The sequence below is a fragment of the Mucilaginibacter dorajii genome, assembly GCF_024808255.1.
GTDB lineage: Bacteria > Bacteroidota > Bacteroidia > Sphingobacteriales > Sphingobacteriaceae > Mucilaginibacter > Mucilaginibacter dorajii.
Genome location: NZ_JANTYS010000013.1, coordinates 59924 through 80677 on the forward strand (window position 1 = coordinate 59924; position 20754 = coordinate 80677).

Sequence of the window (20754 nt, forward strand, 5' to 3'; positions counted from 1 at the left end):
TGAATCCCTTAAAAAAACAAACAATCATGAAACCATCATGAGCTACTGTTCAAAAACAACATAAATAAGCTCATGATAGCTTCAGCTCCATTAAAAAAACAAATTAAAACGATGAAAAACTTACAATTATTCAGCATTATAATAGCTGTGCTAACCTTAATGGCTTCCTGCAAAGAAAAACACAAGGAAGGAAATCCAATAGGACAACCGGATATCATACCGGTTAAAATCGCCCCGGTGTCTACCTTAGGCGTACCCGATCAGATCACCGCCACAGGCCTGGTCAGTACGGAGGATGAAGCCAAATATGCCTTTAAGATAGGCGGCGTGATCAGCCGCATCTTCGTACAGGAAGGTCAGTTCTTTAAACAGGGACAGTTGCTGGCAACACTCAACTCCACAGAAATTTCAGCAGGACTGGCCCAATCCAGCTTAGGTGTAGAAAAGGCGCAACGTGACTATAGCCGGGCACTGAATCTTTACAAAGACAGCGTTTACACGTTAGAGCAATTGCAGAATACCAAAACTGCTTTGGATGTTGCCAAAAAAGCAAAGGAAGCAATAGCCTTTAATGAGCGCTACTCTAAAATATATGCCGCTTCCGACGGTTTTGTAAGCAAGAAAATAGCAAACGAAGGCGAAGTAATTGCCGAAGGGATGCCGGTGCTGCTGACCAACTCTACCGAACAGCGAAACAGTTATTCACTCAAAGTGGGTGTAACCGACCGTGAATGGGCTCTCATTAAGTCGGGACAAACAGCCAAAGTAACGCTCGACGGCTACGCCGGTCAATCCTTTGATGCCACCGTGTTCCGCAAGTCGCAGGCGGCTGATCGTGAACTGGGCTCGTTCCAGATAGAATTGAAATTGCAATTAAATGGCGTAAAACCCGCGGTTGGCATGTTTGGTAAGGCAGAAATCGCTACCCACCAGGATGAAAGTGTGATGGTGATTCCTTACGGATCACTGGTAGAAGCTGACGGTAATAAAGGTTTCGTGTTTACTACTATTGGCACAACCAGGGTAAAAAGAGTACCGGTTACCATCCTGAAGTTTGATAACGAAAATGTGTACCTGAAGGATAAGCTGGAAGGTATAGACCAGATCGTAGTTTCCAACAGCGCCTACCTCAACGAACAGTCTATCATTAAAATTATTAAGTAAGGCCATGAAGATCACAAATTTTGCAGTCAAGAACTATCAGTTCACGCTGATCATATTTCTTTTAGTGGCAGTTGTAGGCCTGCTCACACTGTTTACCATGCCCCGTTCGGAAGATCCTACCACGCATCCTCCTCAGTATATTATCACGGTAATTTACCCGGGAACCAGTCCAAAGGATATGGAAGAGCAGGTGGTAAAACCCATCGAAAACAAGATATACGGGCTGGAGAACATTGAAAAGATCCTGACAACCGTAGAGGACGGTGTAGCGGTCATCCAGCCCAAGTTTAAATATGGTGTAGATGTGGATAACAAATACCAGGAAATTTCCACAGAGATCAATGCTTTAAAGAATAGTGAGCTTCCTAAGGATATTTACCTCATTAAAACAGAAAAGGTTTCCTCGTCAGATGTAAAGGTATTGCAGGTTGCCCTGGTATCAGACAACGCCTCCGGTAAAATGCTGCGGGACAAAGCAGACATCCTGAAAACACAATTAGAGAAGATCACCAACTTAAAAGAGGTGAAGTATTTCGGTATGCCCGAACAAGAGATCCGCATCGATATGCAGTTGGATAAACTGGCCCAATTGAAAATACCGCTTAATGTGGTCATAGGCAGTTTGCAAAGCGAAGCGGCGGATATTCCCGGAGGGAGCATCAACCTGGACAGCAAGGTTTTTAATGTAAAAACCAGCGGCAAATTCAAGAGTGTTGATGATGTGGCCAATACGGTTATCTATAATGCGAATGGCAAGATCATTTATCTGAAAGATGTGGCCGACGTAAGTTATAAGGACGGCACGATCAACCATATTACCCGTGTGAACGGGCACCGTTGTGTGTTGGTTACGGCGGCAATGAAAGACAATGTGAATATTGCCAGTGTTCAGAAAGAGTATTTACCGGTACTGGATGAATTTGGTAAAAGCCTGCCGGAAAACATCCGCATGGTCAAAAACTTTGATCAGGCCGATATGGTTTCCAAACGTCTTGGGCACCTGGGCTTTGACTTTGGGTTGGCCATTGTTCTGGTCGTTATCACCCTGCTGCCGCTGGGCTTCCGCGCATCGCTGATCGTGATGATCTCCATTCCGCTTTCTTTAGCTTTAGGGCTCATCGCCATGAATTTATTGGGTTATTCTTTAAATCAGCTGAGTATTGTTGGGCTTGTAGTGGCATTGGGGCTGCTGGTAGATGATAGTATTGTTGTGGTGGAGAACATTGAGCGCTGGCTCAGGGAGGGCCATTCCCGTACGGAGGCTATTCTGAAAGGGACAAAACAGATTGGTGTCGCGGTTGTTGGCTGTACCGCGACGCTGGTTATCGCGTTTTTACCGCTTGCTTTTTTACCCGATGTTGCCGGGGAATTTATCCGCAGCCTGCCGATGGCTGTTATGACCAGCGTTTTGGCATCTATGATCGTTGCTTTAACGCTTGTGCCTTTCCTGGGCAGCCGGATGCTAAAAACCCATACGCATGGCGAGGGTAATTTCTTTTTAAAGCACCTGCAAAGATTCCTTACCCGCTCCTATGCCCGGGTAATGCCACTTGCGTTAAAATGGCCTAAAGTAACTATCGGGATATCATTAGCCCTGAGTGGGCTTGCCTTTTTCCTGTTCACACAAACCGGGTTTAAGCTTTTTCCTACTTCCGAAAAACCGATGTTCCTGATCAATATCAAATTGCCCTTACAGGCAGATATTCCGGAAAGCGACCGGGTGACTAAACTGGTAGAAAGTGAATTAATAAAACATAAGGAGATCGTTTATTATACGTCTAATGTAGGTAAAGGTAATCCCCAGATCTATTACAACGTGCATCAGCAGGATGTAAAGCCTGATTTTGCCCAGGTATTTGTTCAACTGGATGAAGAGGCCAGCCCCGGTAAAAAGACTGACCTGATCAAGCAACTGAGAAAGAAATTCAACGAATTTCCTTATGCAAGGATTGAAGTGAAAGACTTTGAACAGGGAACGCCTATTGAAGCGAATATTGTAGTAAGGGTATTTGGAGAAAACCAGGATACATTACGCTCCCTTTCATTTAAAGTGGAAGAAATCCTGAAAAAAGATCCCGGTACTTTTTATGTTAACAATGAACTGAACACCTACAAGTCAGATGTTAAAATAAAGATCGATAAAGAGAAGGCCCGTACCTTAGGTGTGCTGACCAGCGATGTGGACAAAGTGGTCCGTATGGCGGTAGCAGGCTTAACCGTTGGAGATTACATTGACGATAGAGGTGATTCCCGCAACGTTGTGATCACACTTCCAAGGGATAAGTTCTCTAATCTCGATGCTTTAAAAAACCTGTATGTCAACAATGTGCAGGGCACCCCGGTATTGGTTGATCAAATTGCCACCATTTCCTTTGAAACGTCGCCCACAGCGATCAATCATTTCAATAAATCACGGTTTGCTAAGGTGACGTCCCTGACCAAAGAGCATGTACTGGCCAATGATATCCTGAAGGACATCGTTCCGCAGCTGAACAAGTTAAAAATGCCGCCGGGCTATTATTACAAACTTTCGGGCGAGGCGGAGTCAGAAGGAGATGCATTGGGCGGCAACTTCCTTTCTGTAATCATATTGAGCACCTTTCTTTTTATCGGAGTACTGCTGCTACAATTTAAAACGTTCAAAGGGATCATTATTGTACTGTCAATTATTCCCTTGGGCGTTCTTGGCGGCGTAGTATTCCTGCTTTTCACCGGCAATCCCATGTCACTGGTTTCGATCATCGGTTTCATCGGCTTATCAGGTATACAAGTCAAAAATTCGCTGTTGCTGGTAGATTTCACGAACCAGTTACGTTTGGAAGGACATAGCATTGATGAGGCCATCCATATGGCCGGTGAAACGCGTTTCCTGCCGGTTGTGCTTACATCTATAACAGCGATCTGCGGTTTGCTCCCAATCGCCTTGAATCCTAACCCGCTCATAGCGCCATTGGCAATTGTTTTGATCGGTGGCTTAATCAGTTCCACTATACTATCGAGGATCGTAACACCCGTGATGTATAAACTGATCCCGCCAAGTTTGGAAAATAATGATGAAAAGGCTTAGTTCATTCATTTAATGTGTTTGAAGTTTTAAATAGAAAAGCCTCCTTAAAAATTAGGGAGGCTTATACAGTAATCTTCGATGCAACCGAACTATTTAAGCGGGGAGTAGGGGTTTGATCAGCTATTCATTGTTGCGTTTCCCGTCGCTCTAAGAAAGCCCTCTCTACATTTGCGTGCATTCCCGGCACCCCTCCCGTTAGGTTACTGTTTGTAAAGATCTTTCGATTCTTATCGTATAATTAAAAAAAGTTGTCATTTCGAACGAACCGGGGTGGATTTGCGCGCTGCGTTTTTCCCTACGCCTGCTCGTTCGAAATGACATTTTCCTTTAGCAAAAAAAGATGTGTACACACAGTAGCCCGTTGGGAGGGAATTGAAAAATCTTTCTAACGCTCCAGCTTTTAAACCCATCGCTACCAGGAAAGGGGATTTTCGATTTAACTAAAAACAACCGTTTTATTTTTAGATACAAAAACGCGGTCTTCAAATACCAGTTTAAGGGCCTGAGCCAATACCGAGGTTTCAACCTCCTGCCCGGCTTTAACCATATCGGTTACTGTAAATGAATGGTTTACCGGTACAATTTGCTGGGTAATAATTGGGCCTTCATCCAACTCGTTAGATACGAAGTGGGCCGTAGCACCTATTAACTTAACACCACGCTCAAAAGCTTTACGGTATGGATTGGCGCCAATAAAAGCAGGCAGAAAGGAGTGGTGGATATTCACAATGCGCATGGGGTATTTGGATACAAAGGAAGGGGGCACAATGCGCATGTATTTGGCTAACACCACGTAATCGGGTGTGTATTTGGCTACTGCAGCATCTATTTGCTGCTCAAATTCTTCTTTACTTACGCCTTCATGCGGGATATGGTAAAAAGGCATATCAAAGCGCTCGCATACGTCCTGCAGCGTGGCATGGTTACCAATTACGCATTGTACGGTAGCGCCAAGGGTTTTAAAAAAATTGCGGATCAGGATATCGGCCAGGCAATGGTATTCTTTAGTTACCAGTACTACTACCTTTTTGGCCGGGTTTGGGTTAACGGCTACCATAGCACCTTCGGGCAGGAGCCTTTTTAGCAGTTGCTCCAGCTTTGCGTCCTCGTGGTCATTATCCTCAACCTGCACCCGCATAAAAAACAGGTTTTCGGCAGGGTCAACGTGCTCACGCATAGATACAATGTTTAGTTGTTGCTTAGCTAGTATGGCCGCTATATAGGCAACCAGGCCTACCTGGTCTTTGCATTGGATAACAATAATCATGCGCTAATGATACAAAGAAATTTTATGGAAATTAAGAGCGAATGTAAAATTAAGTTTTTTTATAACGTGCTGTAGCAAAGGATAAAATGGATGCGTAATGCTTTATATAACCTTAAATCATGCGATACTTTATCCTGTTGTTTGCCGCGCTGGTACTTTGCAGCGTTAGTTCATGTAATAAAAATGGTTCGCCCGGGCCAACATCTACACAAATAACAGGTAGCTGGCGCTGGGTGAAGTCGGTAGGTGGTATTGGTGGCTTCACCCTTACGCCGCAAACGGAGGGCTTTAAGCAAACCCAGGTTTATGGAGCCAATGGGAGTTTTAAATTGTATAAAAATGATACGCTGCGGCTGTCGGGCAAATTCTCGGTAACCAGGAATTACAAATACTCGACTATAGAGAATTTAGACCTGTTAAAGATCAATGATCAAATACCATTTGCGTTTATAATCCGTAACGACACCTTATTCCAAAGCGACGTATATATTTCCGACGGGTTTAGCTCGGTATATGTACGCCTAAAAACCGACTAACGATACTAAAAGTCATCCCGTAAGCCCCGGGGGCGAAAAGCCGGGTCCCACACGCAAGGTTAATGATGGGGGCTACATACCTTGCAAGTGGGAGGCTGGTCTGCCGTAAGGATAGGCCAGCATGACTTTAATTAATTGTTTATAAACCAGTAAGATAATTGGAGCGCTGAACAATATTTGCCATAAAATACTGTTTTACATATTTAAATTAAGATATGAAAAACCTGCTTATCATTTCCACCCTGATTTTATTGTGCATCGCTAAAGTATCGGCACAAATTGTTGTCCCTGCAACAGACGCTGCCAGGCATGTTGGCGAAAAAGTAACCATTTGCGGTACCGTTTTTGGACAGGATAATAAGGCATTTAATGTAACACTATATCTTGGTGCCGATAGGCCAGGTGAATCATTAGCTGTATCGATAAGGTTTACCGGCAAAGCCAGGGAACGGGCCAAAGGCTTCTTCGATTCCACTTTTAAAGGGAAAGCCATATGCGTAACCGGAACCGTATTAAAAAGCAAAGGCGCTCCTTACATTAAAGTGAATGACCCCGACCAGGTTAAGCCGTTTTTAACGGATAACACGATAAGACAGCCTGTAACTAAAAATTAATTAATTACACTCCATCGGGTATAAAGTTAATTGACTGCCCTTCGTCAAAAACAACATAAACCCTGCGCCATGGCTCATCGTTTATTAGTTTCCATTGGTGGGCTGTGCCTGTTGTATCGGTGGCAATCAATATTTCGCCTGGGCGTAAAATAAAGGTTTCGCCGGTACGGGTTTCAAATTGCAGCGTACCCAATAACGTAATTACATATTGATCTGTTGGGGCATTATGCCACCCATAAAAAGAATGTGGCGGCGATTCCTGGAACCGGATGCTGCTGGCCTGGTTAAATAAGCCTTCGGCAATCGTGCCCGTTTGTACGTGGGAGTGGCCGTCGGTACCGGTATATAGTTTATAAGCTTTTATCATTTTATTTTGCCTTATGTAGGCATGGTTGCTAAACTAAGGCATTTATGGTTTTTATTGGCATCCCCGGTATAACGTAATTGTAATTATTTAGCAAACTTATTGATGTTTTAATGGTTCAATAAAACGATGATCCCTGCCGTATCCAGAAAATTTCAATTTTTTCCGTTCCTCATCAGTTTATTAATAACACTGGGCATCGGTTTTGTCGCCTCATTGGTAACCCGTCCCGAGATTGCCGGCTGGTACAGTACTTTAAAAAAGCCGGCATTTAATCCGCCACCGCAGGTTTTCCCCTGGGTATGGTCTGTGGTTTACTTTTTGATAGCTACTGCCGCCTACCTGGTTTGGAAACACCGCAGCCGCAAGCCGGCATACATCATTACACGTTCTGTTTATATAATCCAGCTGGCACTCAATTTTTCATGGTCGATAGTGTTTTTTGGTTTGCACCAGATATTGGGGGCTTTAATAGTGATTGTTTTATTATGGATCAGCATTCTTTTTAATATCCATTGGTTTAACAAGTATAACAAGGTTGCCGGCTGGTTGCTTTGGCCATATTTGTTTTGGGTAACATTTGCAGGCGTGCTTAACGCGGCTATTTATTTACTGAATAAGTAGTGCAAAAAACACTATTTTTATTGCGTGCATTTTATTGATTGTTTATTAAAAAATGAAAAAATTATTGCTTTTATTTTGCCTGCTTTTAACTGCTAATTGTTTTGTTTTTGCTGATGCAATAGCCATAAACCATTTTGTAGTTAAAGAAAACCCTTTCGGGGTTGACCAGGTGGCTATCGTGGCAACGGATTCGGCGGGGATAACCCAGGAGAATGTGAACGGCAATTTTAATTTTGTAATGAACGGGTTTGAAAACCAGTTGAAGTTTGAAAAAGGAGTGGCCTTTTACAGGCAAAAGATAAACCGGTCGACTTTTTTGTATGCCAAGCACATGAACGAAACCGGCACCCACGCCAACCTGTATTACATATATAAACACGATAGCAAACTAAGCCCATGGCATATCAGCTGGGTGTTGTTAGTTGCCATCCCGCTGGTATTGGTTTTGCTGGCGTATATGTTTAAGCGGTTCATCATCATCGCTGTAATTATATTCCTCATCTTCCTGTATTTCAACTATCACAACAACTTAAGTATTCCTACATTTTTTGAAAGCATCATTGATGGCTTGAAGAATATGTTATAAGAGGAGTAAGGATTTTTGGACAAAGGAGCAAGGACTTTGGGACTATTTGACTTTTGGATTTTTTGAAAAAAATGTTAATTCAATAATTCAATAATTCAATAATTCTTCAACCTAATTAAAAAGGTAGGCCTATGCCGAAGTTGAGCTGGGCAAAGTTATAATTATCGCCGGTGGTTTTAAGGTAATTGGTTTTGAAATCGCCGGTGCGGAAAAGCTCATTGCTGTGTTTAAACAGTACCCATTGGTCGGCACCGCTAAATTGCGGGTCTTTTAGTTTAAAGGCATAATCAAGCCTGAAAACAAAGAAGCTCAGGTCAAATCGCAGGCCTGTGCCAATGCCTATGGCTGTGGACTGGTATAAATTACTCAGCCTGAACTCCCCACCAGGGTTTTCGGCTTTTTTGCCTAAACGCCATATGTTGCCGGCATCCATAAAAACTGCACCCTTCAATTTCGCTCCAAAAAAGTTATCTACCAGTTTGTAACGATACTCGGCATTGGCCACAATTTTTATTTCGCCAAATTGGTCGAGGTATTTGAAACGGTTGCGGGATATACTGTCGGTTCCATAGAATGTAGCCCTGTTGAACTGGCCGGGGCCAAGGGTACGCGGTAACCAGGCGCGCATATCGTTGGCACCACCGGTATAAAAGTTTTTTTCAAAAATCAGCGAACTGCTGTTGCCATAAGGCACACCTATGCCGGGATTAATGCGAAATACAAATTGCCGTTCGCCGCCAAATGAGCGGTAAATACGCAAATCAAGGTCAGTTTTGGTGTATTGCGAAAACGTATATCCAAACAAGGTACGTTGCCCCAGTGTGTCTCTTTTGGTATTGAAACTGTTGCTTAGCAAACTCAGGAAGTTTCCGCCTATATCAAGGCTGCCTCTAAAATAAGTGAAGTTATCATAGGTGTTAAGTTCGATGGCATTGTATTGATAGGTATACTGGCTGCCGGTTGTAAATACGGTACGACCTATCAGGTAAACGTACGAGTATCGGTTATATTCGGGCTTAATCAACGTATCCCTTGCTGCCGGATCAATGGTGCCTTTGGAAAACTCAATGTTGATGGGGGTAATGGTATGCTGTTTTCTGGTAGTTTCCCAAAAATCATAAGAAAGGGAATTCACAAAACTTTGGCGTGTAACCAATCCCTTTTGATAAAACAACGAATAGTTAGTAGAGAAGGTAGTATGCGGAACCCCAAATTTGCCCTGTAGCGGAAAATCAAACGGCGAAAGGATGCGGGGGAAAATGAGGTTTGCCCCTACCCTAAACTCCTGGTTTTGGATGCCGTTGGTATTAGTGGTATTTGATCCGTTATCAAATAATATACTCCAGTTAACTTTTAGTTCTAAAATGGCTGCTTGTTTAAACAAATTACGATTGGTAAAGGTATTGCCAACGTTGTAACCGTAACGCCCGTTAGCAAACAGGAACTCGCCTTCTACACGGTCTGAGTAATGCTTAAGGGGGATAATATCAATTTTGGTATTAAGGCGATGCGTACTATCGGGCAGCTTCTCATACGTGGGATTGGGTACGTTCCTGAAAACATTTAACTCCGATAATCGGGTTGTAGTAAGGGTTTGCATATCAATATTATACAATTTGCCTTTTTTCTGAAAGTTATAATCTGTAACTACCCTTGGCACAAAACGGTGCGAAAAATCAACAAAGCGATATTGCGAATCAACCTTTAGCGTATCCTCTTTACCTATAGTCCGGCCATTGCTGGCAGATATACTGATCAATGTATTATTGATGGTGTAAACAGGGTGCTCGGTTTTGCCAGGCGGGTTATCGATGGTCATTTTAACATCAACAACGCTGCTGTTAAAGGTAGAATCGAACGTGAAGTTTACGTATTGCCTGTAAAAATCAAAATAACCATTCCGTTTCATAAGCAGGTAAATCTCATCGCGATCATGCGCCAGGCTATCGGTATCATAACGGCCACCTGGCTGTATGTGCGACATTTTGTTACGATTGGCCAGGTATATATCTTTTAGCTTTTTATCGGGAATGCTATCCTCAAACTTACGGATATGAAACATTGGTCCTTCAACAGCTGTAAAAATAAGCTCGGCACGGCGTTTTTTGATAACTACGCTATCGGTGATCTTAGCCGTTAGGTATCCCTTGCTTTGAATGAACTTTTCCATCTGCCCGCGCGAATAATCAACTAAATTGCTATCCAAAATGGCAGGCGCCTCGCCAATATTGCGTTTGCCGTTATTGCCAAACCAGTAATAAAATTGTAAATTGAGTTTGTTGTTGGGCTGCTGATCTTTATCAACATAATTTAAGGCAGCTTCACTAAACTGATCGTCAATGCCTTTAATGGTAATTTTGCGTACCAGGGCCTGGTCTTTTTTTATTCCGCGGGTAAGGCTACAGCCCGACCAGATAATGAGCAGTAAAATACTTAATATTGTAAAGCGGTAACCAGCAGGTTTAGTATATGCTTTCAAAATCACAAATCAGTTTATTAACATCCTTACAACATAAAAAATTTCGCAGGGAACATGGCCTGTTCCTGGTAGAAGGTTATAAATCGGTAATTGAATTTACAAACTCGGGTTACCAGGTGGATACGATATTTTATACCCCTGCAATTGTTCCAAAAATGCTGAATTTATCCCGGAATATAAACTTTCAGGAGATTTCGATGAAGGATATCGAAAAAATCAGCACATTGAAAACACCACAGGAGGTAATTGGTTTGGTTAAAATACCATTATGGCCAACTTTAAATTACGATAGCCTTAAGCATAGGTTTTCATTAGTGCTGGATAATGTGCAGGATCCGGGTAATATGGGCACTATTATCCGTACGGCAGATTGGTTTGGTATTGCCGATATCATTTGCAGCGAGGACACGGTCGATGTTTACAATCCCAAGGTTGTGCAGGCTACAATGGGTTCATTGGCGCGGGTAAATGTACATTATACCAACCTTGAACAGGTTTTACCACAAATAAAGCTACCTTTGTTTGGCGCGATGCTTGATGGTGAAAACATGTATAATACCAATTTTGGCGATGAAGGCCTGTTAGTAATGGGCAACGAGGGAAACGGTATTAGCCCGGCAATTGAAAGACTGATAAACACCAAAATAACCATTCCCAGGGCCGGAAAAGCCGAATCATTGAACGTGGCAATTGCTACGGCGATACTGTGTGCTGAAATAAAAAGAAATTCAATGAAATAATTGTTGGCATTGCAATAAATAAATTACTATTTTTGCAATCCTTAAAAATAGGGTCGGGTGGCCGAGTGGCTAGGCAGAGGTCTGCAAAACCTTTTACAGCGGTTCGAATCCGCTCCCGACCTCAAGGGTATTAAAAACATTAAAAAAAGAAATCATGGGCGTTACACGTTTAAAAAGAAAAGATAGAAGAAATAAAACTTTCTCTCGTTTAGAAGTTCAGTTTTTGAAACTGGCTACTAACATTGAGTACGGAAGCCGTTCTGCAGAGAAAAAAGGCAACCAAATTGAAAAAAACAACGCAGCTTTAGCTATCGCTGCCGGTAAATAATTCTATCTGCTTAGGCGCCAAGCGCTTTAAAAGATCTTTATAAATCCTATTGGTTTCAGAAACCGATGGGATTTTTTTATTGGCGAAAATTTTGTCGGAACCAGGATTAAACTGATTAAGGGGTTACCTCGGTTTTTCAAAACCAAAACCAAAACGCAAATCAAAATCCTAAAATCTGGTAAATCTGTTTAATCCCGGTTTCAACTATTAATTCAGAAGACTTTTATTTATCCTCCCGATCAATCCCGGCCCTTCATAAATAAAGCCGGTATACAATTGTACCAGCGCTGCGCCGGCATTAAATTTCTCTATAGCATCTTCGGCAGAGTGTATACCACCGACACCAATAATAGGGAACGAACCATTCGATTTTTTGTGGATATAGCTGATCACCTCGGTTGAGCGTTTGGTTAGCGGTTTGCCGCTTAAGCCACCCATTTCGTTTTTTAGGTTTTCGGGGGATGTTAAGTTTTTGCGACTGATGGTGGTATTGGTGGCGATAAGGCCAGCAATGCCGGTTTGCTGCACAATATCAACAATGTCATCTAACTGCGAATCGGTTAAATCCGGAGCTATTTTAAGTAATATTGGGCGGCTGATGCCATTTTTTGAATTGCGTTGCTGCAGGGTATTCAGCAGGTTCATTAAAGGCTCCTTTTCCTGTAGCTCGCGCAAACCGGGGGTATTGGGCGAACTTACATTTACCACAAAATAATCTACCACATCAAACAAACGATCGAAACATTTGATATAGTCGCTTACGGCGTCTTCATTTGGGGTTACTTTATTTTTGCCGATGTTGCCGCCAATGATCAGGTCTTTTTGGGCGCCTTTGGCATTCTTGCGAAAGGTGGCAAGGCGTTCTGCCGCTACATCAACACCAAAATTGTTGAAACCCATTCGGTTAATCAGTGCTGCATCTGCCGGCAGGCGAAACATTCTTAATTTATCGTTACCGGGCTGGGGCAGGGGGGTAACGGTGCCTATCTCCACAAAACCAAAGCCAAGGTTGGCCATTTCGCCCATCAGTTCGGCATTTTTATCAAAACCTGCTGCCAGGCCTACCGGGTTTTTAAACTTGAGGCCAAATACTTCACGTTCTAATCGTGGACTGTTCACATCCCATATAGCCCTGCTTAAAGTTGCGCCACCAGGGAAACGGTTAAAGCGCTTTAAATTGCGGGTTACAAAATAATGTACTTTTTCGGGATCGAACTGGAACAGGATGGGTTTTAATAAAAAATACATGCCGCGAAGTTAGCAATTACACAGGCTGTGTAAATCAAAATTCTTGAAATTTAGTGTGGTATAATATTAATCATCCAAAAATTGATACAAAATTTAACAAAGCTTAAAAAAGCGGGGTAAATCTGTAAATTCGGAAATCTGTTACCGCATGTAAACCAATACTGAATTTATAACAATCTGTAGCTTTAAAAATGGAAGAACCTAACTTCAGTCTGTTAAAAAGAAAACTTAGACAAATGAAAAGCAAATTAAATCCAAGTCGTCGTCATTTTTTAAAAACCGCATCGGTAGGTACCATTGCCGCTATGGGCTTGCCTGCTATTGTGTCATCAGCTTTAGCTGCCGAAAAGCCATCTAAAAAAATCAGCTTTAATACCGGTGATGTAATCCTTTTCCAGGGAGATTCTATTACCGATTGGGGGCGCGATCATAATAAAACAGAACCTAATACAACCAGCGCTTTAGGGTCAGGCTATACACTGATCACTGCATCGCAGATATTATTAAACCATGCCGATAAGGGTCTTAAGATCTACAACAAAGGCGTAAGCGGTAACAAGGTTTACCAGCTGGCCGAGCGTTGGGATACTGATTGCCTGGCGCTAAAACCTAATGTGCTAAGTATTCACATTGGCGTAAATGATTTTTGGCATACTCTTACCGGTAATTACACCGGCACCATTGATACGTACATAGCCGACTATAAAAATCTGATTGACCGTACCAAGGCAGCCCTGCCCGATGTTAAACTGGTGATCTGTGAGCCATTTGCCCAAAAAGGTGTAAAAGCTGTTGATGATAAATGGTACCCAACATTTGACCTTTTCCGCAAAGCCGCGGCCGATATAGCCCAACAATACGATGCTGTTTTTGTGCCCTACCAGGCGGCCTTCAACAAAGCCGAAAAAATAGCCCCCGCCCCATATTGGAATCTTGATGGTGTACACCCCAGCGTAGCCGGCGAAGCCCTAATGGCACAAACCTGGCTGAAGGCGGTGGGAGCGTAAGGAGGTGAAAGGTAAAAGGTTAAGGGCGAAAGGTTTTTTTGGAAGAGATTAAAGGCGAATGTTTTTTTAAGGAGATAATTGTGACAACGCATCTTGGTTATACACTGAAAAACGTTGGACTTTAACCTTTATCCATTGCTTGAAGTTTAAAGAAAAAGTCATTTTTTCGTCGCCAGAGAACCTTTCACCTTTAGCCTTTTACCTTTCACCTAAGATCCGCCTAAAATTCACCTCAAAAGCGTATCTTTGCGCGCAAATGATTGCTATAAATAACCTTACGTTTGAGATTGGTGCGCGGGCCCTTTACGATGAAGCCAACTGGCATATAAAACCTGGTGAAAAAATTGGTTTAATAGGTGCCAATGGAACAGGTAAAACTACCCTTCTGAAAATTATTGTAGGCGACTATAAACCTACATCGGGCACCATATCAATGGCTAAGGACCTTACCATGGGTTATCTTAACCAGGATTTGCTGTCATACTCATCTGATAAAAATATTGTGCATGTGGCCATGGAAGCTTTTGAGCGCCAGAACCAACTGCATGACGAGATTGAAAGCCTGCTTAAAAAGCTGGAAACTGATTACTCCGAAGATCTTTTAAACAAATTGAGCGATAAGCAACACGAGTTTGAACTGCTTGACGGTTATAATATTGAATACAAAGCACACGAAATTTTAGCCGGTTTAGGTTTTAGCGAAGCTGATTGTCACCGTAAGTTGAGCACCTTTTCGGGTGGCTGGCGTATGCGTGTAATGCTTGCTAAAATTCTGTTACAGGCACCTGATATTTTGTTGCTGGATGAGCCTACGAATCACCTTGACTTACCGTCTATCCAGTGGTTAGAGGATTATTTGAAGGCATTTAGCGGGGCTATCATCATTGTATCGCACGATAGGTGGTTTTTAGATAAAGTAATTAACCGTACGGTTGAATCTCGTAAAGGCAAACTGAACGTGTATGCGGGTAACTATACTTTTTACCTGGAAGAAAAAGCATTACGTGCCGAAATTCAGCGTGGCGAGTTTAAAAACCAGCAATCAAAAATAAAACAGGAAGAGCGTTTAATTGAACGTTTTCGTGCTAAGGCATCTAAAGCAAAAATGGCGCAATCGCGTATCAAAATGCTTGATAAAATGGAACGTGTTGATGATGTGGATGATGATAACCCGGAGGTTAACTTCAGCTTCAGATTTAGCAGGCAATCCGGTCGCCACGTAACTACTTTGGAGCATATCACCAAAAAATACCCGGCTATTGATATTTTAAATGATGCCGAAGCAATTATTGAAAAAGGTGATAAAATTGCGCTGATAGGAGCCAACGGTAAAGGTAAATCTACCTTGCTGCGTATTGTGGCAGGTGCCGATAAGGAGTTTGAAGGTACAGCTGTAACAGGCCATAACGTTACCCAAACCTTTTTCGCGCAGCATCAGTTAGAGAGCCTGCACCTGGAACACCAGATATTACAGGAACTACAATCATTCGCACCAAAACATACGGATACCGAGCTGCGCTCCATATTAGGTTCCTTTTTGTTTACCGGCGATGATGTGTTTAAAAAGATCAAAGTACTATCGGGTGGCGAAAAATCGCGCGTGGCGCTGGCAAAGGCCCTTACTGCCGATGCTAACTTTTTAGTACTGGATGAGCCTACCAACCACCTGGATATGGCATCTGTTAATATACTGATACAGGCATTGCAACAGTATGAGGGTACTGTTATTGTAGTATCTCACGATAGGTACTTCCTGGATAATGTGGCTAATAAGATTTGGTTTATTGAGGACCAGAAAATTAAGCAATACCCTGGCACTTACGCCGAGTACGATGAGTGGAATGCTAAACGCAAGTTAGAGCCAAAGGCCGCTGCGCCTGCACCTCAACCTAAAAAGGAAGAAAAAAAGCCCGAGCCGGTTAAACAGCAGCAAGGCGAAAACAAGCATCAGCAGTTAAAAAAACTGAACCAGGATTTGGCCAAAATGGAAGAGCAGATTGCTACTCTTGAAAAAACAGTAAAAGAACTGGAAACCAAACTGGCCGATACTAAAATATACAACGATAGCCAAAAGCTAAAGGAAACCAACGCAAGCTACAGCCAAAAACAGGCCGAACTAAAACAGATCCAACAAAAATGGGAGGCTTTGGCCGAGCAGATTCTGGAACTGGAAGCGTAAGCCCCACCCAAACCCTCCCCTAAAGGGAGAGGGCTTTGAAAACATTATTAATGAAAGCCGCTGTTACATTAGCGGCTTTTTTGTTTTATATAGTTTCAATGCTTTTATAATTTATACCTTTAAATGTATAACAACATGATAGAGCCTTACCGTAAACTTACCATAGGTATTTTAATATCAAGCCTATGCATTTTAATAGGCGCGGGGCATGGTGTTGCGCCAATGATTCTATTTGAAGTTATGATCCCGTTTCATCATAACTATCCTTTGTTGTTTACTTTACAGCGAGATTATGAATTCAATTTAGCCGCTTCGGCTATATTTTTACTCGTAGGACAGATTTTGCTGTTTTTTACCACCGTTAAAAGGGCGCTAATTGCACGTTTGTTTTCGTTGTTCATTTTATGGGTGGGCTTCTTTTACCTTATTCACGGTGTATTTAGCGGCGATGGGTTGGCGATGTTTAGCTTTTGTACCGGGATACCTTTTTTGTGGATGTCGGTACAGTTATTTATTTATGATGTTAGGCAGTATTTATATAAGCCAGTTGAAGACGAAGAAGAATGAAAAAATTGAAGTTGATGAAGAAAATTGTTTGCTTGTTGTCTTTTGTCGCGTTTTCCCTCAAGTCCTTCGCCCAGGATGCCTACGATAACAACGTTTACAACCCGGCTATAAAAAGCGTTGAATTTAACAATACCGGCAAAAATGTATTCCCGGTTATTAACCTGGGGAGTGATGATAAGGTGTTGCTGGCTTTTGATGACCTGCGTGGAGGCAGTCGTAATTATTACTATACCATTGAGCATTGCGATTCCAAATGGAACTCATCAAATTTATCGCCGACAGAATACCTGCAAAGTTTCCAGGACGACAGGTTATATAATTATACTTACTCAACCGGTACCTTTCAAAAGTATACCCATTATGAGCAGCAGATCCCCAACGATAACATCGCCCCCAAAATATCGGGCAATTATATCCTGAAAGTTTATGAGGATGGCGATCAATCCAAAATGATACTTACCCGGCGCTTATACGTGCTTGGTTCAAAAGTGTCAATCGCGGCTACAACAGGAGCATCACCCACCACGCAAACCCGGCAAACCAATCAAAAGTTAAATTTTACTATAGATTATGGCAGCCTGCGGGTGCAAAATCCATCATTTGAAATCCGCACGGTGGTAATGCAAAACGCGCGCACGGCAACAGCTACTTTAAATATGCAGCCTACCAACATCCGTGGCTCATCGCTTGTTTATAACGATATTGCTATCAATGATTTCCCCGGCCGTAACGAGTTTAGATTATTTGATCTGCGCACACTTAAATTGAACTCGCAACGGGTAGCTAAAATTTATAAAGATACCGCCAATATTGTGGTTTTATTGGGCGACCCGATTCGTGATAATCCCGACTACGTACAGTATTACGATAACAATGGCAAGTTTTACATCCTGAACCAGGATGGCCGCGATCCACGTAACGATGCCGATTATGCGCATGTTTACTTTAACCTTGCGCCAAACAGGTTAGGTGCAGATGGGGCGGCGTATATTGTTGGTCAGTTTAATGATTATAAGCTGGATGAGCATAGTAAACTTATTCGGGACGAGAACGGCCGCTACTACATCAACCTGCTCCTGAAACAGGGCGTTTATGATTACGAATACGTTTGGGTTGATAAAAGCGGTAAAGCTGATGATGTGCCAATAGAAGGCAGCCATTTTGAAACCGAAAATGATTACCAGCTATTAGTTTACTACCGCCCGCCATCGGCCCGATGGGATGAGCTGGTAGGGTTTAGTATGGTAAATACGGTGAAGAAGTAAAACGTAAGCAGCAAATCCTTTAATATTGTTTCTTTTGTTTCTATCCATGATAAGTCTCCGTTATGTCATTGCGGGGAACGAAGCAATCTCATGCTGTACAGAGCCCCTCTGCATAGTTCGCGATTGCTTCGTGCCTCGGAATGACATAATTTAGAACTACAAAACTTAAACGTTAAACTCATTCTTCCTTCCTTTTTTCTTTATAAGTTTCATATTCCGCATTTATTTATAATTTAGTGTCGTAAATACAATTAATCCTAAGATTCATTTATGCATGCTATAAAATCAATTGCAAGGGTTGCCAAATTAAGCAGCTTGTTGCTCGTTACTGCCCTTTTTTACACCAAAAGCTTTGCCCAGCAGGGTCGGCAGATCCAGGACTTTGACAAAGGCTGGCGCTTTAATTTAGGCGATGTGGCGCATGCTGGGGAATCGGCAACAAGCGATACCAAATGGCGCAGTCTTAACCTGCCGCATGACTGGAGCATTGAAGGTAAATTCAGCAAAGACAATCCTGCCAGCCCCGAAGGCGGCGCGCTGCCAGGCGGAATAGGCTGGTACCGTAAAACTTTTACCGTGCCCGCTGCCTCAAAAGGTAAACTAACTTATATAGAGTTTGATGGTGTATACCAAAAAAGTAAAGTTTGGATTAACGGGCATTTGTTAGGCTACAGACCGAATGGTTATATCTCGTTCAGGTATGATCTTACACCATACCTGAAGTATGGCAGTACAAACCTGGTAGCTGTTAAGGTTGATAACTCAGTGCAGCCAAACTCGCGCTGGTATTCAGGATCGGGTATTTATAGGAATGTGCGATTGGTAACCACTGCTAAAACAGCTATTGATCAATGGGGTACTTACGTAACTACCCCGCAGGTAACAGATGCTTCTGCAACTGTTGATCTAAAAGTTAAGATCAAAAATAACGCTGTAGGTAGTAAAACTTTAAATATAAAAACCTCAATTTATGATGCCGCAGGTAAAGTTGTTGCAACAGGCGGAGCGTTACCGTCAAAAGAGCAGTTTAACGATACCTCGTTTACAGTTGCAAGCAGCTTTACAGTTAAATCGCCCCAATTATGGTCGGTAGATAACCCATACCTGTACAAAGTAGTAACCGAAGTATTGGACGGTAAAGCCATCATTGATAATTATACCACTACCTTAGGCATCCGTTATTTCAATTTTGATGCCGATAAAGGCTTTAGCCTGAATGGCAAACCGATGAAAATTTTGGGTGTATGCGATCACCATGACCTGGGCAGTCTCGGCTCGGCTATAAATGTTCGTGCTTTGGAGCGACAACTGCAAATTTTGAAGGATATGGGCTGTAACGGTATCCGTACTTCACATAACCCACCTGCGCCGGAGTTGCTTGACCTATGCGATAAAATGGGTTTTGTGGTAATGGACGAGGCTTTTGATACCTGGGAATGGGAAAAAGCAAAGTACGATTACCATTTGTTTTTTAAGGAATGGCATAAACGCGACCTGGAAGACCAGATTTTGCGAGATCGTAGCCACCCAAGTGTAATGATATGGAGCATTGGTAACGAGATAGGGCAGCAAAGCGATACTTCGGCTTTAAGGATTGCGCCGCAGCTTGCAGCTATTGTACATAGCTTGGATACAACGCGTCCTATAACTGCAGCCAATAACAATCCGGATACAAAAAATAAAATCATCGCATCGGGCGCTATAGACCTGGTAGGTTACAATTACCATGAAGGTGAGTATGCGGGTTTTCATGACCGTTACCCCGGCAAAAAATTCATCGCTACAGAAACTACTTCTGGATTAGAAACCCGTGGTTATTACGAAATGCCATCTGATAGCATCCGCGTTTGGCCAGAAACATGGGATAAGCCTTTCGTGCGGGAAGGCAACAATGTATCGGCCTATGATAACGTGCGGCCACCATGGGGTTCAACCCACGAAATGACCTGGAAGGTGATGAAGAAATACGATTTCCTATCGGGTATGTTCATCTGGACGGGCTTTGATTACCTTGGCGAACCAACTCCTTATAGCTGGCCATCACGTAGTTCATACTTCGGGATTATTGATTTAGCAGGTTTCCCTAAGGATGTTTATTACATGTACCAAAGCGAGTGGACCAATAAACCGGTGCTCCACATTTTCCCGCATTGGAACTGGACGCCAGGTAAGATGGTTGACATCTGGGCTTATTATAACAACGCCGATGAAGTTGAACTTTTCCTGAATGGTAAATCATTAGGTGTAAAAAAGAAAACCGGCGACGAGCTGCATATTATGTGGCGTGTGAAATATGAGCCAGGAATACTGAAAGCCGTATCCCGTAAAGACGGTAAGGTTGTATTAACCCGCGAGATCAAAACCGCTGGCGAACCAGCAAAAATTCAGCTGATTGCCGATCGTAAATTGATTAAGGCCGATGGCAAAGATTTATCATTTATCACCGTAAAAATATTGGATAAAGATGGCAACGTAGTACCTGATGCTGATAATTTAGTTGATTTTAAAGTTAATGGCGAAGCCTTTATTGCCAGTGTTGACAACGGCGATCCGGTAAGTCATGATTCCTTTAGGGTAAACTACCGCAAGGCTTTTCATGGGCTGGCGCTGGCTATTGTACAGGCTAAAGAGAAGGCTGGTAGCATTGCCTTTACAGCAACATCAAAAGGATTGCAAACCTCAACGTTGGTTTTAACCAGTAGATAGTGAAATGATAGGG

Annotated in this window: 17 protein-coding genes and 1 tRNA gene; 14 read left to right on the forward strand and 4 right to left on the reverse strand. The window is 42.6% G+C overall.

The features are described 5' to 3' along the window. The first annotated feature begins 111 nt into the window (after positions 1-111). Both FHS10_RS17805 and FHS10_RS17810 read left to right on the forward strand, forming a co-directional pair. Positions 112-1164: an efflux RND transporter periplasmic adaptor subunit gene (locus FHS10_RS17805; RefSeq protein WP_259093036.1), complete on the forward strand. Its 1053-nt coding sequence runs from the start codon at positions 112-114 to the stop codon at positions 1162-1164. Between the two features lie 4 nt (positions 1165-1168). Further along, a complete protein-coding gene (locus tag FHS10_RS17810) occupies positions 1169-4231 on the forward strand; it encodes an efflux RND transporter permease subunit (RefSeq protein WP_259093038.1) in 3063 nt (1020 codons plus the stop codon). Between the two features lie 436 nt (positions 4232-4667). Here FHS10_RS17810 and purU read toward each other — a convergent pair whose 3' ends face one another. Then, positions 4668-5498: a formyltetrahydrofolate deformylase gene (purU, locus tag FHS10_RS17815; RefSeq protein WP_259093040.1), complete on the reverse strand. Its 831-nt coding sequence runs from the start codon at positions 5496-5498 to the stop codon at positions 4668-4670. A 119-nt stretch (positions 5499-5617) separates the two neighbouring features. On the opposite strand from purU, the gene FHS10_RS17820 reads away from it, so the two are divergent. Continuing rightward, positions 5618-6034: a hypothetical protein gene (locus FHS10_RS17820; RefSeq protein ID WP_259093041.1), complete on the forward strand. Its 417-nt coding sequence runs from the start codon at positions 5618-5620 to the stop codon at positions 6032-6034. 215 nt (positions 6035-6249) lie between these two features. After that, a complete protein-coding gene (locus FHS10_RS17825) occupies positions 6250-6648 on the forward strand; it encodes a hypothetical protein (RefSeq protein WP_259093042.1) in 399 nt (132 codons plus the stop codon). A gap of 4 nt (positions 6649-6652) precedes the next feature. Here FHS10_RS17825 and FHS10_RS17830 read toward each other — a convergent pair whose 3' ends face one another. Next, positions 6653-7015 carry a cupin domain-containing protein gene (locus FHS10_RS17830; RefSeq protein ID WP_259093045.1) on the reverse strand — a complete coding sequence of 121 codons (363 nt, stop codon included), beginning with the start codon at positions 7013-7015 and terminating at the stop codon, positions 6653-6655. Positions 7016-7141: 126 nt separating this feature from the next. Here FHS10_RS17830 and FHS10_RS17835 point away from each other — a divergent pair, with 126 nt between their 5' ends. Both FHS10_RS17835 and FHS10_RS17840 read left to right on the forward strand, forming a co-directional pair. Continuing rightward, a complete protein-coding gene (locus FHS10_RS17835) occupies positions 7142-7636 on the forward strand; it encodes a TspO/MBR family protein (RefSeq protein ID WP_259093047.1) in 495 nt (164 codons plus the stop codon). A gap of 52 nt (positions 7637-7688) precedes the next feature. Then, positions 7689-8222, forward strand: coding sequence for a hypothetical protein (locus FHS10_RS17840; RefSeq protein WP_259093050.1), 534 nt, complete (start codon positions 7689-7691; stop codon positions 8220-8222). A gap of 115 nt (positions 8223-8337) precedes the next feature. Here FHS10_RS17840 and tamL read toward each other — a convergent pair whose 3' ends face one another. Further along, the gene (gene tamL, locus FHS10_RS17845; protein ID WP_259093053.1) at positions 8338-10701 is read right to left on the reverse strand and encodes a translocation and assembly module lipoprotein TamL; all 2364 of its coding nucleotides are present in this window, start codon (positions 10699-10701) and stop codon (positions 8338-8340) included. Here tamL and FHS10_RS17850 point away from each other — a divergent pair. The 3 genes from FHS10_RS17850 to FHS10_RS17860 all read left to right on the forward strand — a co-directional run bounded on the left by FHS10_RS17850 (position 10692) and on the right by FHS10_RS17860 (position 11769). Then, a complete protein-coding gene (locus FHS10_RS17850) occupies positions 10692-11441 on the forward strand; it encodes a TrmH family RNA methyltransferase (protein ID WP_259093055.1) in 750 nt (249 codons plus the stop codon). The genes tamL and FHS10_RS17850 overlap by 10 nt on opposite strands. Before the next feature lie 51 nt (positions 11442-11492). Continuing rightward, a tRNA-Cys gene (locus FHS10_RS17855) sits at positions 11493-11563 on the forward strand. Positions 11564-11595: 32 nt separating this feature from the next. Continuing rightward, positions 11596-11769 carry a spore protein gene (locus tag FHS10_RS17860; protein ID WP_259093058.1) on the forward strand — a complete coding sequence of 58 codons (174 nt, stop codon included), beginning with the start codon at positions 11596-11598 and terminating at the stop codon, positions 11767-11769. A gap of 207 nt (positions 11770-11976) precedes the next feature. On the opposite strand, the gene FHS10_RS17865 is transcribed toward FHS10_RS17860, so the two are convergent. Next, positions 11977-13017: a quinone-dependent dihydroorotate dehydrogenase gene (locus FHS10_RS17865; RefSeq protein WP_259093061.1), complete on the reverse strand. Its 1041-nt coding sequence runs from the start codon at positions 13015-13017 to the stop codon at positions 11977-11979. Positions 13018-13253: 236 nt separating this feature from the next. Here FHS10_RS17865 and FHS10_RS17870 point away from each other — a divergent pair, with 236 nt between their 5' ends. The 5 genes from FHS10_RS17870 (at position 13254) to galB (ending at position 20741) form a co-directional block, all read left to right on the forward strand. Further along, on the forward strand, positions 13254-14024 hold the full coding sequence (locus FHS10_RS17870; protein ID WP_259093063.1) for an SGNH/GDSL hydrolase family protein: 771 nt from the start codon (positions 13254-13256) through the stop codon (positions 14022-14024). 256 nt (positions 14025-14280) lie between these two features. Next, entirely contained in the window at positions 14281-16203 is a 1923-nt protein-coding gene (locus FHS10_RS17875; RefSeq protein ID WP_259093236.1) for an ABC-F family ATP-binding cassette domain-containing protein, read from the forward strand. Between the two features lie 135 nt (positions 16204-16338). Continuing rightward, the gene (locus FHS10_RS17880) at positions 16339-16770 is read left to right on the forward strand and encodes a hypothetical protein (protein WP_259093065.1); all 432 of its coding nucleotides are present in this window, start codon (positions 16339-16341) and stop codon (positions 16768-16770) included. Between the two features lie 14 nt (positions 16771-16784). Next, a complete protein-coding gene (locus FHS10_RS17885; RefSeq protein ID WP_259093066.1) occupies positions 16785-18035 on the forward strand; it encodes a type IX secretion system plug protein in 1251 nt (416 codons plus the stop codon). Positions 18036-18305: 270 nt separating this feature from the next. Then, positions 18306-20741 carry a beta-galactosidase GalB gene (gene galB, locus FHS10_RS17890; RefSeq protein WP_259093067.1) on the forward strand — a complete coding sequence of 812 codons (2436 nt, stop codon included), beginning with the start codon at positions 18306-18308 and terminating at the stop codon, positions 20739-20741. Positions 20742-20754: the final 13 nt, after the last annotated feature.

Excerpts from the sequence above, each read along its gene's own strand:
- FHS10_RS17805 (WP_259093036.1), top strand. The coding sequence starts at position 112 with ATGAAAAACTTACAATTATTCAGCATTATAATAGCTGTGCTAACCTTA.
- FHS10_RS17810 (WP_259093038.1), top strand. The coding sequence starts at position 1,169 with ATGAAGATCACAAATTTTGCAGTCAAGAACTATCAGTTCACGCTGATC.
- purU (WP_259093040.1), bottom strand. The coding sequence starts at position 5,498 with ATGATTATTGTTATCCAATGCAAAGACCAGGTAGGCCTGGTTGCCTAT.
- FHS10_RS17820 (WP_259093041.1), top strand. The coding sequence starts at position 5,618 with ATGCGATACTTTATCCTGTTGTTTGCCGCGCTGGTACTTTGCAGCGTT.
- FHS10_RS17825 (WP_259093042.1), top strand. The coding sequence starts at position 6,250 with ATGAAAAACCTGCTTATCATTTCCACCCTGATTTTATTGTGCATCGCT.
- FHS10_RS17830 (WP_259093045.1), bottom strand. The coding sequence starts at position 7,015 with ATGATAAAAGCTTATAAACTATATACCGGTACCGACGGCCACTCCCAC.
- FHS10_RS17835 (WP_259093047.1), top strand. The coding sequence starts at position 7,142 with ATGATCCCTGCCGTATCCAGAAAATTTCAATTTTTTCCGTTCCTCATC.
- FHS10_RS17840 (WP_259093050.1), top strand. The coding sequence starts at position 7,689 with ATGAAAAAATTATTGCTTTTATTTTGCCTGCTTTTAACTGCTAATTGT.
- FHS10_RS17850 (WP_259093055.1), top strand. The coding sequence starts at position 10,692 with ATGCTTTCAAAATCACAAATCAGTTTATTAACATCCTTACAACATAAA.
- FHS10_RS17860 (WP_259093058.1), top strand. The coding sequence starts at position 11,596 with ATGGGCGTTACACGTTTAAAAAGAAAAGATAGAAGAAATAAAACTTTC.
- FHS10_RS17865 (WP_259093061.1), bottom strand. The coding sequence starts at position 13,017 with ATGTATTTTTTATTAAAACCCATCCTGTTCCAGTTCGATCCCGAAAAA.
- FHS10_RS17870 (WP_259093063.1), top strand. The coding sequence starts at position 13,254 with ATGAAAAGCAAATTAAATCCAAGTCGTCGTCATTTTTTAAAAACCGCA.
- FHS10_RS17875 (WP_259093236.1), top strand. The coding sequence starts at position 14,281 with ATGATTGCTATAAATAACCTTACGTTTGAGATTGGTGCGCGGGCCCTT.
- FHS10_RS17880 (WP_259093065.1), top strand. The coding sequence starts at position 16,339 with ATGATAGAGCCTTACCGTAAACTTACCATAGGTATTTTAATATCAAGC.
- FHS10_RS17885 (WP_259093066.1), top strand. The coding sequence starts at position 16,785 with ATGAAGAAAATTGTTTGCTTGTTGTCTTTTGTCGCGTTTTCCCTCAAG.
- galB (WP_259093067.1), top strand. The coding sequence starts at position 18,306 with ATGCATGCTATAAAATCAATTGCAAGGGTTGCCAAATTAAGCAGCTTG.